Raw genomic sequence first — 13,444 nt, 5'->3', positions numbered from 1 at the left:
AGTAATTAGTTTCCCTGAGCATCAAAGGCAGATTTTGCTGTTGGTAGACCGCAAATGAAATGTTTGAGTTCGTCCAGCGATTCATCTGTTACCGCGAAGAGTTCTTCCCGGCCTTGCGAGAAATAATAACGAGTTTCAAAAACATACGAGCAAATATTGTCATCGTTGCCAATCAGCAACACGTTGCCAAGCGGGCGCTGCTCGTAGTGACAGCACGGACCGAACAGTAAGACGACCGGCACGCCAACCGCATCGGCGATGTAGACATTCCCCGAGTCGGAGGCGATATAACAATCCATTTTAGAAATTGCCCACGGCAGCTCTTCAAGCGAGATCTTGCCAATCAGATTAATAAAGTTGGGCAGTTCACCGTAAGCGCGGGTGATGTCATCCATCCAGGACTGTTCATTCGGGGCGCCAAAGACATAAAACTCGCAGGGCAGGTCGGCGAGACGATCGGCAATTTGCTTCCAGATGACAGGCGGAACGGTTTTGGCTTTATTCCCGGCGGCGATACTGATGCCAATGCGGACCGCGCCGGGTTTATCAAGGATCGCCGGATAAGTCGCGGGTTTAAACAGTGGCTTTGTGGCGTGCTTTGGAGAGTCTTGCCAGGTCAGAGCGCGGTCGGCCAGCTTAAGATAGTTAGTGACTGTTAACGTTTTTCTACCGTGGTCAACCGTACCATCGGCCGTTGAATAGAAAATCCCGTGATACCACCTGCGCGTGTAAGTGCTTAAGAATTGCTTATTTTTGGCGTTACAAACGGAGGCGAAAAAGAGGTTCACGCTGTTAGGCTGCAGAAGGTAGACGTTGTCATAGCGGTTCATGATCCTGCAGGCGAAACAGAGCTTACGCCACAGGTTACGCTTATGCTGCTCAATAAAATAAATCTCTTCGACCGTCTCGTCATGCTTCGCCAGCGCACCCACGCTGCGGCTGATGAGCACGTCGCTTTTTTGCAGCCAGGCCAGAAGAGGCGTTGCATTAACAAAATCACCGATTTTGGCTGTCTGAATGACCAGGTTTTTCCCTGTCTCTTTGCGCAACAGCTTCCGGATAAGCTTCACCGGAAAGAGTAAAATCAGCAGAAATACGTAACTCATGGGTTAAATATCCCTGTTGGAAAGCCAACGGCTGCCCTGTAAAAATGAAAAAATCGCATCTGCGCTGATATCCTTCGTTTGCTGAGTCGGGCTGACCATCTGATGCTGGTTTTTGCCATAGCCCCCGATCAGGCCGGGATCGGTCGGGCCAAAAAGGGTGATATTTGGGCGATCCAGCGCCGCGGTTAAATGGCTTAAACCCGTATCCACGGAAACAACGGCGTTAGCGCCTGCCAGCTCTGCGGCAACCTGCGCCAGCGTGAGTTTGGGTAACACCTCGACGTGGGAAAAGCCTGCTGCCAGACGCGCCGCACGCTGCCGCTCATGCTCAGCGCCCCACGGGAGTTTAATATGGATGCCGGAGGGTTGCATTAGTTCAATCAGCCTTCGCCAGTGTGTTTCCGGCCAGTGCTTATCGTCGCGCGTTGTGGCATGCAGAAAGACAAGATAAGGCTGAGCACAGGGATCTGTATTGCGCAAAAAGTGCTGCGCAATGGCGTAGTCGCCCTGCGCTTCCGGTTTCGCATAGCCGAGGCTTTTCGCAAACAGCTCGCGGGTGCGTTCTACGGCGTGCTGCTGCTTTGCGATGTGGTGGCGGCGGTTATAGAACAGACTCGCCAGCGGTTCGCGGGCGGTGTGCCAGTCCATGCCGTGCTTTACGCCGTGCGCCAGACGCGTGACCAGCGCCGCGCTTTTCACCAGCCCCTGCGCGTCGATAATCGCGTCGTAACGCTGCGCCTGCACCGTTTCACGGAAGGCTTTACGCTCGGCTTTAATCGGCGCGGAGAACCACGCTTTGCGCCAGCGGCGAATCGCGACCGGGATCACGCGGTCAACCGCTTCATGCCAGGTGGGGATCTGCGCGAAGCCTTCTTCTACCACCCAGTCAAAACGGATGCCGGGAATGGCCCGCATGGCGTCCGTCAGCGACGGTAGCGTATGCAGCACATCGCCCATTGAGGAGGTTTTAACGATCAATACCCGCATCCGTTATCCTTCTTCGCTCAACAGCAGTTCGTTGAGCTCTTCGAGAACGCGCTGCGGCGTTATGTCGATCAGGCTCTGATGGTAACCTTCAGCGGCATCGCCTTTGCGTACCTTGTGGTAGCCGGTGATCAAACGGATTACGCGCGCTTTGTGCGACAGCGGCGGCGTGAAGTCCGGGCTGCTTGGGCCATACAGCGCAACCAGCGGACGCTCCAGCGCGGCGGCGACGTGCATCAGGCCAGAGTCATTGCTGACCACGGCCTTACAGGCGGCAATCAGGATAACGGCCTGCTCAAGCTGCGTTTCTCCAGCCAGGTTGCGGCACCAGGCCTGTTGCTCGGTGCTCAGCGTGGCAAGAATTTCGTTGCCCGCCTCGTGATCCTTCGCCGAGCCAAACAGCACAATCTGGTAGCCCTCGTCGATCAGCTGTTTCGCCAGTTCGGCGTAGTGGTAGTGCGGCCAGCGTTTAGCCGGGCCAAATTCTGCGCCGGGGCAGAAGCCAATCATTGGGCGTTCGGACGAAAGGCCAAACGCGTTGCAGGTGTGGGATTTCTCCCCCTCGTTCACCTGAAGCTGCGGCCACAGCAGCGGCTGCGGCAGATCTTTCGCGCTGCGCATCACCCCTTTGTCGTAGGCCAGCGCCACGTAGCGCTCCACCATCAGCGGCCAGGCCGCTTTATCCAGCACCCGCGCGTCGTTCAGCAGACCGTAGCGCATTTCGCCGCGCCAGCCGGTACGGTGCGGAATGCCCGCAAAGAAGGGCACAAGGGCGGATTTAAAGGAGTTTGGCAGCACGTACGCACGGTCATAGCGCTTCTCGCGGAGGCTATGACCGAGTTTGCGGCGTTCACCGATTTCCAGCGCCCCGTGGCCGAGCGGCATCGGGATCGCCTCGTTTACTTCCGGCATACGCGATAACAGCGGACGGCACCAGGCGGGTGCCATCACGTCGATTATCGCCTGGGGATAACGCGCCTTGAGCGTGCGATAGAGACTTTGCGACATCATCATGTCGCCCACCCATGACGGGCCGATCACCAGAATCTTCATACTTATGCGTCGCGGTTCAGCCAGGCCATATATTCCGTTACGCCTTCGGCAACGGTCTTGAACGGCTTGTCATAACCTGCTGCGCGCAGGTTGGTCAGGTCGGCCTGCGTGAACGCCTGGTAGCGGCCTTTCAGCTTATCCGGGAACGGAATGTACTCGATGCTGCCTTTCTTATGGTATGCCAGCGTCGCGTCTGCCACCGCCTGGAAGGATTCCGCGCGGCCCGTGCCCAGGTTGAAAATGCCGGAGACGCCGTTTTCCAGGAACCACAGGTTTACGGCTGCAACGTCGCCTACGTAGACGAAGTCACGCTTGAAGCCGTCGCTGCCTTCGAACAGTTTTGGACTTTCACCGTTATTCAGCTGGGTGTTCAGGTGGAACGCTACGCTCGCCATGCTGCCTTTGTGGCCTTCGCGCGGCCCATAGACGTTGAAGTAGCGGAAGCCGACGATCTGTGAGTTCGCTTCCGGCAGGATCTGACGCACGTACTCGTCAAACAGGAACTTGGAGTAGCCGTAGACGTTCAGCGGCTGCTCGTATTCGCGGGATTCGATGAAGTCCGAGGTGCGCCCGCCGTAGGTTGCCGCGGAAGAGGCATACAGGAACGGAATTTCACGCTCCAGGCAGTAGTGCAGGATCTCTTTAGAGTACTGATAGTTGTTATCCATCATGTACTTGCCGTCCCACTCGGTGGTGGAAGAGCACGCGCCTTCGTGGAAGATGGCTTCGATCTCGCCGAACTCTTCACCCGCCATAATCTGGATAAGGAAGTCTTCTTTATCCATGTAGTCAGCGATGTTCAGATCCACCAGGTTAACGAACTTGGTGCCGTCTTTCAGGTTGTCCACCACCAGAATGTCGGTGATGCCCTTATCATTGAGAGCCTTGATAATGTTGCTGCCGATAAAGCCCGCGCCGCCGGTAACGATGATCATAACTGTAACCTTTGAAGTGTTGAGCCCGGGGACAATCCCGGACGCTAATATTCATATCATATCATCACAATGCCCGGTCTTCAGCCATTCACCGATATGCAGCAGGGGTACACGTGATTTATGCTGCAAAAACGAGAAGAGATACGGCGTCATCTCGTCATGAACTATAGGTTTGGGTAATATGTGCCAAAATTTGCCGAGTCTGGAGAATTGCAATGCGTGGTGATTTTTACAAACAGTTAAACAGCGACCTCGACACCGCTCGTGCGGAAGGGTTGTTCAAAGAAGAGCGTATTATCACGTCTGCCCAGCAGGCGGACATCACCGTTGCCGACGGCAGCCATGTGATCAACTTTTGCGCGAACAACTACTTAGGTCTTGCGAATCACCCTGAGCTGATTGCCGCCGCGAAAAACGGCATGGACACCCACGGCTTCGGCATGGCCTCCGTGCGCTTCATCTGCGGCACCCAGGATAGCCACAAGCAGCTTGAGCAAAAGCTGGCAAACTTCCTCGGAATGGAAGACGCGATTCTGTACTCCTCCTGCTTCGACGCCAACGGCGGTCTGTTTGAAACCCTGCTCGGCGCAGAAGATGCGATTATCTCCGACGCCCTGAACCACGCCTCCATCATCGACGGTGTTCGCCTGTGTAAAGCGAAGCGTTTCCGCTACGCCAACAACGACATGGTTGAGCTGGAAGCGCGGCTCAAAGAGGCACGCGAAGCGGGGGCTCGCCACGTACTGATCGCGACCGACGGCGTGTTCTCCATGGACGGCGTGATCGCCAACCTGAAGGGCGTGTGCGACCTGGCGGATAAATACGACGCGCTGGTGATGGTCGATGACTCCCACGCGGTCGGTTTTGTCGGCGAAAACGGCCGCGGCTCCCACGAATACTGTGACGTGATGGGACGCGTGGACATCATCACCGGTACGCTGGGCAAAGCGCTCGGCGGCGCGTCTGGCGGTTATACCGCTGCGCGTAAAGAGGTGGTTGAGTGGCTGCGTCAGCGCTCCCGTCCGTACCTGTTCTCCAACTCCCTGGCGCCGGCCATTGTGGCCGCCTCCATCAAAGTGCTGGAGATGGTGGAGTCCGGCGCCGAGCTGCGCGACCGCCTGTGGGCAAACGCCCGTCTGTTCCGCGAAAAAATGAGCGCCGCAGGGTTCACCCTGGCCGGCGCTGATCACGCGATCATTCCGGTGATGCTGGGCGACGCAGTTGTGGCGCAGCAGTTTGCCCGTGAGCTGCAGAAAGAAGGGATTTACGTCACCGGGTTCTTCTTCCCGGTGGTACCAAAAGGTCAGGCGCGTATCCGCACCCAGATGTCTGCGGCGCATTCGCCTGAACAAATTGAGCGTGCGGTGGAAGCCTTTACCCGCATCGGCAAACAGCTGGGCGTAATTGCCTGAGGACGTGTGATGAAAGCGTTATCCAAACTGAAAGCGGAAGAAGGGATTTGGATGACCGACGTGCCGGAGCCGGAAGTCGGTCATAACGATCTGCTGATCAAAATTCGTAAAACCGCCATCTGCGGTACTGACGTTCACATCTACAACTGGGATCAGTGGTCGCAAAAAACCATTCCTGTCCCAATGGTTGTCGGTCACGAATATGTTGGTGAAGTGGTCGGCATCGGCCAGGAAGTCAAAGGCTTTAGCATTGGCGATCGCGTCTCTGGTGAAGGCCATATTACCTGCGGTCACTGCCGCAACTGCCGTGGCGGTCGCACCCACCTGTGCCGCAACACCGTCGGCGTGGGCGTAAACCGTCCGGGCTGCTTCGCGGAATACCTGGTGATCCCGGCGTTTAACGCCTTCAAAATCCCGGACAATATCTCTGACGATTTGGCCTCCATCTTCGACCCGTTCGGCAATGCGGTACACACCGCGCTCTCCTTCGACCTGGTAGGTGAAGACGTGCTGGTTTCCGGCGCCGGCCCAATCGGCATTATGGCGGCAGCCGTGGCGAAGCACGTGGGTGCGCGCAACGTGGTGATCACCGACGTGAATGAATACCGCCTGTCGCTGGCGCGCAAAATGGGCGTCACCCGCGCGGTGGATGTCTCGAAAGAGAGCCTGACCGACGTGATGGAAGAGTTGGGTATGACCGAAGGCTTTGATGTCGGCCTGGAGATGTCCGGCGCGCCGCCGGCGTTCCGCACCATGCTGGACACCATGAACCACGGTGGCCGTATCGCGATGCTGGGCATTCCGCCGTCAGAAATGTCCATCGACTGGAACAAAGTCATCTTCAAAGGGCTGTTCATCAAGGGCATCTATGGCCGCGAGATGTTCGAAACCTGGTACAAGATGGCAGCGCTGATCCAGTCCGGCCTGGATCTGTCCCCGATTATCACTCACCGTTTCTCCATCGATGAGTTCCAGCAGGGCTTCGACGCGATGCGTTCCGGCCAGTCAGGGAAAGTGATCCTGAGCTGGGATAAGTAAACAAAAAGGGGCCTCAGGCCCCTTTTTTACTGATTCTTTTTCTCTTCGTCCGTCAGGTAGCGCACCTTGCGGGTATAGTCCTGCCCTTTGAACAGCAATTTGTTATCCGGCGATTCCAGATACTTCTGCCATTCGGAAAGCGGGAAACCCCCGTGCGCGCCAATCACCTCTTTCGGCACAACGGCTTCCTGACCGCCGATCTTCTTGGAGACCGGCCAGTTCATCCAGTCGCCCAGGTTAACCGTTTTAACATCCAGCATGTCCAGCAGCGCGGCGAGCGGCAGCTGATCGGTCGGCGGCTGCGTGTCGTCCATCAGTTCCCAGGTATCCTGGAACAGCGTCAGCCACAGCGGGCAGATGCGACGCCAGGTCTTTTTGGTTGCGGCAAGAAACGCGCCGTTAACGTGATCGACCAGATACGGGCGCACCGTTTCTTTGTAATATGCCGGCACTTTTTCTGCGGGGGCGCCGTCCAGCTTGGCAATCATTTTGCCCTGACGGAAGCTGGAGTAGATGTGCATATCCGCCATGTTGATCTGGGGCATCTTCAGCAGGTTGAGATCGGAGTCAATCATCAGCACCCCTTCACCGCGCGCCTGAAGCGGAGCGTTAAGCTTCACCAGACGGCTGAGGTAGATCTGCTTATAGCGGTACCCCTCTTCACGTTTTGGCAGCGTGAGGGTCACAACGCGGGTTTTTGGCGGAAGCTCGCCAAAAGCGGATTCAGGCTGATCGCTGACGATAACAATCTCGCTGACGTCGGTGGCGTAACGCTCTGCAAAGGTCGCTGACAATAACGCCTCTTCGACGAAATCCGCGCCCGTACAAGGGATCACGATGGAATCAACCGCAACGAGATCGCGCGTGACCGGAAGGGAAGCGTAAGGAATGTTATGACGCCCGGTAATGTGGCGGTAGCGAGCATTCAGGAATTTAAACATGTTCTTCTCGTTTGGTTATTGCGCGCCAAGAACGGCCTCGACACCGTTAACATAGCTTTCAATGGCATACACGTTGCAGACATTCTGGTGCGCGGCTGCGGCGAGCCGGGCGCGCAGAGCAGGATCCTGCCAGATATTATCCAGATGTTGAGCAAGTTGCGACACATCGCTCCACGGGAACAGCAGCCCGGTCGACTCATGGTCGATCAATTCTGCCGTGCCGGTTACCTTTGAGCCAATCACCGGAATATTCAGCAACATTGCCTCCAGCACGACGCGGGGCAAACCTTCGCTCTTCGAAGCCAGAATAAACGCATCAAAGGTGGCGAGATAGTCAAAAGGCGTGTTCTGGAAACCGGTAAAAATGATGTGCTCAGCAATCCCCAGCGCGTCAGCCTGCGCCGTCAGCGCGCCGCGTTCAGCACCTTCGCCGACCAGCACCATTTTCCATTTCGCCTGCGGGTGCTTCTGGCTGAACTTTGCAAGCGCCTCCAGAGTATGGTGGTTGGACTTGCGAGGGATAAGCGACCCAATGCTGCCGAACACAAAGGTGTCGTCATCGATGTTCAGACGCTGGCGCATGGCGCGTCGGTCAGGTAAAGGCTGGTGGATGTCGATGGCATTATTGACAGTCGTACACAGTTCGGGCCGGACGCCATGCTGAAGCAACACGCGTTCAACGCCGTGCGAAACCGCGATGATTTTTGTGGCGTGGGCATTCACCAGCTTCACCAGCGGCGGGGTCAGCACCGGTTCAATCCGGCAATGCTGAATTATCCGCGCATGCAGGTTCGCGCCCGCCAGATAACCCTCTTCGTTAGAGCCCGGCTGATTGTTCATGTACAGCGTATCGAAACCGCCTTCCCTGAAAATCGTCTCGATCTTGCTGACGTTGGGCCGGATGCGCCAGAGCGTATCAATATGTCGGGTAAATACCTTGCGGGCGCTGCGCGAGAAAAATAGCAGGCTGCGGCCCAGCTCTTTCGCAACCTTCGCCCATCCGGGCTGCTTTTGCTGCGGAATGACAATTAACGGGATGCCAATGCCGTTCAACACCTGGCCGATGGTTTGTCCTTCGGCCCGGCTGTAATCACTGTAAAAACAACAGGTAATATCGAACTTCTCGCGGTTAATCCGCTTCAGAAGCTCGAGCATGCTGTTGGTGCCTCCTCCCCACTCTTTACCGGTATCGAGGAGCAGAATTTTGTGTCGCTGTGGCATCTTTCTACCTTAATCGCCTGTCACTGGGATTGGTTCGCTGAGACTTTTTTACCCCATCCCTGCCACTGGTGCTGGAAGTACTGCACCAGCGTACTTTGGCCCACGCTTTCGCTGATGACCGCAAAGAAGCGGGTTGCATGCACCGGCTCGAGCGGCTTTTTCAGCGCGCAGTTCTTCACGCCGCGGAACGGATTACGCGGCTGCGTTGCCGGAGGTTGAGCGCTTTCCGGACGAGACGTGTCAACCTGCGGTTCATTGAGCAGATCGCTCGGGCGTACCAGGGTGATATCGGCGGGTAAGGTCGGCAGCATTTGCTGCAAAACGCGAACGGTAGACGGATGCGGGTGCCCGATGGCAATCGCCGAACCGTTACGGCGCGCCAGCTGTACCGCGCGGTTGAACTGCACGCGGATATCCGCTTCGTTCTGGGAGTCGTCCAGGAAGACTTTACGCTTAATGACCTTCACACCCGTACCCTGAGCGGCACGCATCGCCTGGCTGTTGCCAATGGTCATGCTGTCGAGGAAATAGAGATTGTAACGCTCCAGCGCCTGCATCACCTTCAGCATACCGTACAGGCTGGAGGTCATCGCGCTACCCATATGGTTGTTCAGACCCACGGCATACGGCACCTTGTTGTAGGCGTCGCGGATGATGCGTTCGATCTCATCGCTGCTCATATCCGGGCGCAGGGTGTCTTTTTCCAGCGGCTGCTTGCTGAGCGGTGCCATCGGAAGATGGATGAGGACCTGGTGGCCGCTATTGTGCGCTTTGGTCGCCATTTCATGCGCGTGAGGCGCATTCGGCAGGACGGCGACGGAGATGGCTGACGGCATCGCCAGCACCTGATTTTCATAGTGTGGTCGATAACCGAAGTCATCAATCACGATGGCGAGTTTACCTGCATATACCGGTGCAGCCAGCGCCAGTGCGCTGACGACGGAGAGAACCATTCGACGAAATTGAAGCAAAACTTATCTTCCCAACCACGGCTGTGGATTGACCGCCTGACCCTGACGACGAATTTCGAAATAGAGTGACGGGCGGCCCTGACCGCCACTGCTGCCCACAAGGGCGATGGGTTGGCCGGCGCGCACCTGGGTGCCGACGCTGACCAGCGCGCTCTGGTTGTAGCCGTAAAGACTCATGTCGCCTTTACCGTGTTCGACCACCACCACCAGCCCGTAACCCTGCAGCCAGTCGGCCAGGATCACGCGGCCATCGGCGATGGCTTTCACTTCGCTACCTTCAGACGCACCGATAACGATCCCTTTCCAACGTAGCTCACCCTGCAGCTGTTCGCCATAGCGATGCAGAATAGTGCCGCGAACGGGCCAGTAGGCCTGACCGCGCGGGGAACCCAGACCGCCGGTACGCGACATCAGGGAGCGTTCGCTTTCGCTTGGCTTGTAGGTGGTCCCTTTGCGGGAGGCTTCCTGCTGCTTGTCGCGAACCGCCTGCGCCTCGCGGGCCTCTTTTTCGGCGCGCGCCTTCGCTGCGGCTTCCGCACGGGCAATGCTGTTACGCAGTTTTGATTCGTTGGCGCGCATTTCGCTCAGCTGGCTCTGTCCTGCCTGAATGGAGGACTCAAGACCCGACAGCGTTTTCTTGCGTTCGTTACGGGCCTGCTCAAGTTTCGCCTGCTGCGCTTTTTGTTCGTAGAGCAACGTCTGCTGCTGGCTCTGCTTCTCTTCCAGCTCCGCTTTTTGGGTGGAAACCTCTTCACGCGTCTGCTTCAGCTGTGCAATGGTCTCCTGACGCGCCTGGTTCAGATAGCCGAAATAGGCCTGCAGACGCTGGCCGCGCTGGCTCTCTTCACCGCTGAGGATCAGCTGGAGTCCGGTATGCTCACCCTGGCGGAATGCGGCATCCAGCTGTGCTGCGAGGTTGCGCTCCTGCGCGTCACGCTGGCGCTCCAGTTTGGCAATCGACGCATTCATCTCGTCGATCTGTTTGTTCAACTGGGTGAGGGTGTTTTGCGTTTCACGGAGTTTACGTGCGGCAGCGGAGATGGCCTCTTCCTGCTGCTTAAGCTGGGCGAGCAGGGTGGCGCGCTGCTGTTGCTGCTGGCGTACCGCACGCTCTTTGGCGGCGATATCGGCCTGAATGGATTTCAGCTGGTCGCGGTCATCCGCGTGGGCGGATGCGGCGCACAGCAATACGCCAGCGCTGAGTGCGCTGGCGCAAAGCAGAGGTCTGACTGATAGCCTAAGCGGCTTCACGACCCATGTGATTGAAAAAATCGCCTTTCCCCTCATGGGGAGCGATTATTCCACGATGAACAGCGGCTTACCAGTCATCTCTTCAGGGATCGGCATACCCATCAGCGACAACATGGTTGGCGCGATGTCGGAAAGCTTGCCGCCTTCTACTGCTTTCAGTGATTTATCACCCACATAAATCAGTGGAACAGGCAGGTTGGTATGGGCGGTGTGCGCCTGACCGGTTGCCGGGTCGCGCATCTGCTCGGCGTTACCGTGGTCAGCGGTGATCAGCAGCTGGCCGCCAACGGACTCAACCGCTTTCGCAACCTGCTCAACGCAGTGGTCCAGCGCTTCAACCGCCTTCACTGCCGCTTCCATTACGCCGGTATGGCCGACCATGTCGCCGTTCGGGTAGTTACAAATGATGGTGTCGTACTTGCCGCTTTCGATGGCCGCGACCAGTTTTTCAGTCAATTCCGCAGAGCTCATCTCTGGCTGCAGATCGTAAGTCGCAACTTTCGGCGAGTTGATCAGAATGCGCTCTTCGCCTTTGAACGGCTCTTCAACGCCGCCGTTAAAGAAGAAGGTCACGTGCGCATACTTCTCAGTTTCGGAGATACGCAGCTGGGTTTTGTCGTTCTTCGCCATCCACTCGCCGAAGGTGTTAGCCAGCGAGGCTGGTGGGTAAGCGCACGGCGCTTTGATATCTGCCGCGTATTCGGTCAGCTGGATGAAGTCGATGTTCACCACTTTTTTACGGGCGAAACCGTCGAAGTCGCTGTTGACGAACGCACGGGTGATTTCGCGCGCGCGGTCAGCGCGGAAGTTCATGAAGATCAGCGCGTCGCCATCTTCCATTGCGGCATCGGCCTGGCCTTCCGCGCGAATCACGGACGCTTTTACGAATTCATCGTTTTCATCACGCGCGTAAGCGGCTTCAAGTGCTTCAACCGCAGTCGGGAACTGGAATTCCCCTTTTGCCAGGGTCATCAGGTCATAGGCCTGTTCAACGCGATCCCAGCGGTTGTCGCGGTCCATAGCGTAGTAACGGCCAATGATGGAGGCCACGCGGCCTTTGCCCAGCGCAGTGAATTTGTCTTCGAAAGCTTTCAGGGACCCTTCTGCGCTGCGCGGTGGCGTGTCGCGACCGTCCAGGAAGGCGTGCAGGTAGATTTTTTCCGCACCGCGTTCAGCGGCCAGTTCAACCATCGCCATGATGTGATCTTCGTGGCTGTGCACGCCGCCTGCGGAGAGCAGACCCATGATGTGCACCGCTTTACCTGCCGCAACGGCTTTATCTACCGCACCGCAGAGAACCGGGTTAGCGAAGAAGGTGCGTTCTTTGATTTCGACGTCCAGACGGGTCAGATCCTGATACACGATACGACCCGCGCCGAGGTTAACGTGGCCAACTTCGGAGTTGCCCATCTGGCGATCCGGCAGGCCCACTTCCAGACCGGATGCGTCAATCAGGGTATGCGGACGTTTTGCCCACAGTGCATCCATGACCGGGGTTTTTGCGTTGAAAATAGCGTTATCCTGGCTATCTTCACGGTAGCCATAGCCATCCAGAATCACCAGTACCATAGGTTTTTTAGAAACCGACATTGCAATAACCTCATGCTCAAGAGTCAAAATTTGCGTAATTTTACTACAGCTGAATCGATCAAATAGCCGCAGAAGATCAAAGAAAACGCGGGGGCAAGATGCTGACCGGACCATTTTGAGGCATTTTTTTAGGTGGCATGCCGCAGAAAATGGATTAGGTTATGGTCGCTGGCTGTATTTGCCAGAACGCACAGGTATACTCCTGTCCTGGTTTTTTTATCACTTAGTCGGGAGTAGTTACCCTCCATGCAAGAAATTATGCAATTCGTTAGCCGCCATCCGGTACTGAGCATCGCGTGGATTGGCCTGCTGGCTGCTGTGCTGTTCACCACATTTAAGAGCCTGACGTCTAAGATTAAGGTTATCACCCGTGGTGAAGCGACGCGTCTGATTAACAAAGAAGATGCCGTCGTTGTCGATCTGCGTCAGCGTGACGATTTCCGTAAAGGTCACATTGCCGGCGCAATCAACCTGTTGCCAGCTGAAATCAAAGCCAACAACGTTGGTGAGCTTGAGAAACACAAAGCCCAGCCCATTATCGTTGTGGATGCGACCGGTATGCAGGCGCAGGAATCTGCCAGCGCGCTTTACAAAGCGGGCTTCGAAAACGTAACGGTACTGAAAGAAGGGATTTCCGGCTGGAGCGGGGAAAATCTTCCTTTGGTTCGCGGTAAATAAGGAGTTCAGTCATGGCCAATATTGAGATCTACACCAAAGCGACGTGCCCGTTCTGCCACCGTGCGAAAGCGCTGCTGAGCAGCAAAGGCGTCACGTTCCAGGAACTGCCGATTGACGGTGACGCGATCAAACGCGAAGAGATGATCCAACGTAGTGGTCGTACGACGGTTCCGCAGATTTTTATTGATGCGCAGCACATTGGCGGCTGTGATGACTTGTATGCGCTCGACGCCCGTGGTGGACTCGATCCGCTGCTGAGCTAAG

The 13,444-nt window shown here is 56.6% G+C and carries 13 protein-coding genes; 4 read left to right on the top strand and 9 right to left on the bottom strand.

Annotated elements, in window-relative coordinates; genetic code table 11:
• Positions 1-5: 5 nt before the first annotated feature.
• The 4 genes from IM271_RS15405 to rfaD are packed head-to-tail and all read right to left on the bottom strand — an operon-like array spanning position 6 to position 4,078.
• Positions 6-1,106, bottom strand: coding sequence for a glycosyltransferase family 9 protein (locus IM271_RS15405; protein ID WP_049137160.1), 1,101 nt, complete (start codon positions 1,104-1,106; stop codon positions 6-8).
• A gap of 3 nt (positions 1,107-1,109) precedes the next feature.
• Positions 1,110-2,093 (bottom strand): lipopolysaccharide heptosyltransferase RfaC, encoded by a 984-nt coding sequence (gene rfaC, locus IM271_RS15400; protein WP_047366919.1) that lies wholly within the window; start codon positions 2,091-2,093, stop codon positions 1,110-1,112.
• 3 nt (positions 2,094-2,096) lie between these two features.
• On the bottom strand, positions 2,097-3,143 hold the full coding sequence (gene rfaF, locus IM271_RS15395; protein WP_063437266.1) for an ADP-heptose--LPS heptosyltransferase RfaF: 1,047 nt from the start codon (positions 3,141-3,143) through the stop codon (positions 2,097-2,099).
• Between the two features lie 2 nt (positions 3,144-3,145).
• Positions 3,146-4,078 carry an ADP-glyceromanno-heptose 6-epimerase gene (gene rfaD / locus IM271_RS15390; RefSeq protein ID WP_041911658.1) on the bottom strand — a complete coding sequence of 311 codons (933 nt, stop codon included), beginning with the start codon at positions 4,076-4,078 and terminating at the stop codon, positions 3,146-3,148.
• A 215-nt stretch (positions 4,079-4,293) separates the two neighbouring features.
• On the opposite strand from rfaD, the gene kbl reads away from it, so the two are divergent.
• The gene (gene kbl, locus IM271_RS15385; RefSeq protein WP_045260056.1) at positions 4,294-5,490 is read left to right on the top strand and encodes a glycine C-acetyltransferase; all 1,197 of its coding nucleotides are present in this window, start codon (positions 4,294-4,296) and stop codon (positions 5,488-5,490) included.
• A gap of 9 nt (positions 5,491-5,499) precedes the next feature.
• Complete coding sequence (tdh, locus tag IM271_RS15380) at positions 5,500-6,528, top strand: L-threonine 3-dehydrogenase (RefSeq protein ID WP_063155201.1); 1,029 nt, start codon at positions 5,500-5,502, stop codon at positions 6,526-6,528.
• A gap of 26 nt (positions 6,529-6,554) precedes the next feature.
• Here tdh and IM271_RS15375 read toward each other — a convergent pair whose 3' ends face one another.
• Genes IM271_RS15375 through gpmM form a run of 5 tightly spaced genes read right to left on the bottom strand, consistent with a single transcriptional unit; the run spans position 6,555 to position 12,502 of the window.
• Positions 6,555-7,469 carry a hypothetical protein gene (locus IM271_RS15375; protein ID WP_045260055.1) on the bottom strand — a complete coding sequence of 305 codons (915 nt, stop codon included), beginning with the start codon at positions 7,467-7,469 and terminating at the stop codon, positions 6,555-6,557.
• Positions 7,470-7,484: 15 nt separating this feature from the next.
• Positions 7,485-8,690 (bottom strand): glycosyltransferase, encoded by a 1,206-nt coding sequence (locus IM271_RS15370; RefSeq protein WP_192987372.1) that lies wholly within the window; start codon positions 8,688-8,690, stop codon positions 7,485-7,487.
• Between the two features lie 20 nt (positions 8,691-8,710).
• A complete protein-coding gene (locus IM271_RS15365; protein ID WP_045630248.1) occupies positions 8,711-9,661 on the bottom strand; it encodes a divergent polysaccharide deacetylase family protein in 951 nt (316 codons plus the stop codon).
• Positions 9,662-9,664: 3 nt separating this feature from the next.
• Positions 9,665-10,924, bottom strand: coding sequence for a murein hydrolase activator EnvC (gene envC / locus IM271_RS15360; RefSeq protein ID WP_231940812.1), 1,260 nt, complete (start codon positions 10,922-10,924; stop codon positions 9,665-9,667).
• Positions 10,925-10,957: 33 nt separating this feature from the next.
• On the bottom strand, positions 10,958-12,502 hold the full coding sequence (gpmM, locus tag IM271_RS15355) for a 2,3-bisphosphoglycerate-independent phosphoglycerate mutase (protein ID WP_192971817.1): 1,545 nt from the start codon (positions 12,500-12,502) through the stop codon (positions 10,958-10,960).
• A 246-nt stretch (positions 12,503-12,748) separates the two neighbouring features.
• Here gpmM and IM271_RS15350 point away from each other — a divergent pair, with 246 nt between their 5' ends.
• Positions 12,749-13,180, top strand: coding sequence for a rhodanese-like domain-containing protein (locus IM271_RS15350; protein WP_014882007.1), 432 nt, complete (start codon positions 12,749-12,751; stop codon positions 13,178-13,180).
• An 11-nt stretch (positions 13,181-13,191) separates the two neighbouring features.
• Positions 13,192-13,443 carry a glutaredoxin 3 gene (gene grxC, locus IM271_RS15345; protein WP_028015037.1) on the top strand — a complete coding sequence of 84 codons (252 nt, stop codon included), beginning with the start codon at positions 13,192-13,194 and terminating at the stop codon, positions 13,441-13,443.
• Position 13,444 lies beyond the last annotated feature (1 nt).

Origin of the sequence: Enterobacter cloacae complex sp. I3, assembly GCF_014896175.1 — a bacterium.
GTDB lineage: Bacteria > Pseudomonadota > Gammaproteobacteria > Enterobacterales > Enterobacteriaceae > Enterobacter > Enterobacter bugandensis.
The sequence above is the reverse complement of the archived record's forward strand: the minus strand, read 5'-3'. Positions and strand labels throughout refer to the sequence as shown.

Excerpts from the sequence above, each read along its gene's own strand:
- IM271_RS15405 (WP_049137160.1), bottom strand. The coding sequence starts at position 1,106 with ATGAGTTACGTATTTCTGCTGATTTTACTCTTTCCGGTGAAGCTTATC.
- rfaC (WP_047366919.1), bottom strand. The coding sequence starts at position 2,093 with ATGCGGGTATTGATCGTTAAAACCTCCTCAATGGGCGATGTGCTGCAT.
- rfaF (WP_063437266.1), bottom strand. The coding sequence starts at position 3,143 with ATGAAGATTCTGGTGATCGGCCCGTCATGGGTGGGCGACATGATGATG.
- rfaD (WP_041911658.1), bottom strand. The coding sequence starts at position 4,078 with ATGATCATCGTTACCGGCGGCGCGGGCTTTATCGGCAGCAACATTATC.
- kbl (WP_045260056.1), top strand. The coding sequence starts at position 4,294 with ATGCGTGGTGATTTTTACAAACAGTTAAACAGCGACCTCGACACCGCT.
- tdh (WP_063155201.1), top strand. The coding sequence starts at position 5,500 with ATGAAAGCGTTATCCAAACTGAAAGCGGAAGAAGGGATTTGGATGACC.
- IM271_RS15375 (WP_045260055.1), bottom strand. The coding sequence starts at position 7,469 with ATGTTTAAATTCCTGAATGCTCGCTACCGCCACATTACCGGGCGTCAT.
- IM271_RS15370 (WP_192987372.1), bottom strand. The coding sequence starts at position 8,690 with ATGCCACAGCGACACAAAATTCTGCTCCTCGATACCGGTAAAGAGTGG.
- gpmM (WP_192971817.1), bottom strand. The coding sequence starts at position 12,502 with ATGTCGGTTTCTAAAAAACCTATGGTACTGGTGATTCTGGATGGCTAT.
- IM271_RS15350 (WP_014882007.1), top strand. The coding sequence starts at position 12,749 with ATGCAAGAAATTATGCAATTCGTTAGCCGCCATCCGGTACTGAGCATC.
- grxC (WP_028015037.1), top strand. The coding sequence starts at position 13,192 with ATGGCCAATATTGAGATCTACACCAAAGCGACGTGCCCGTTCTGCCAC.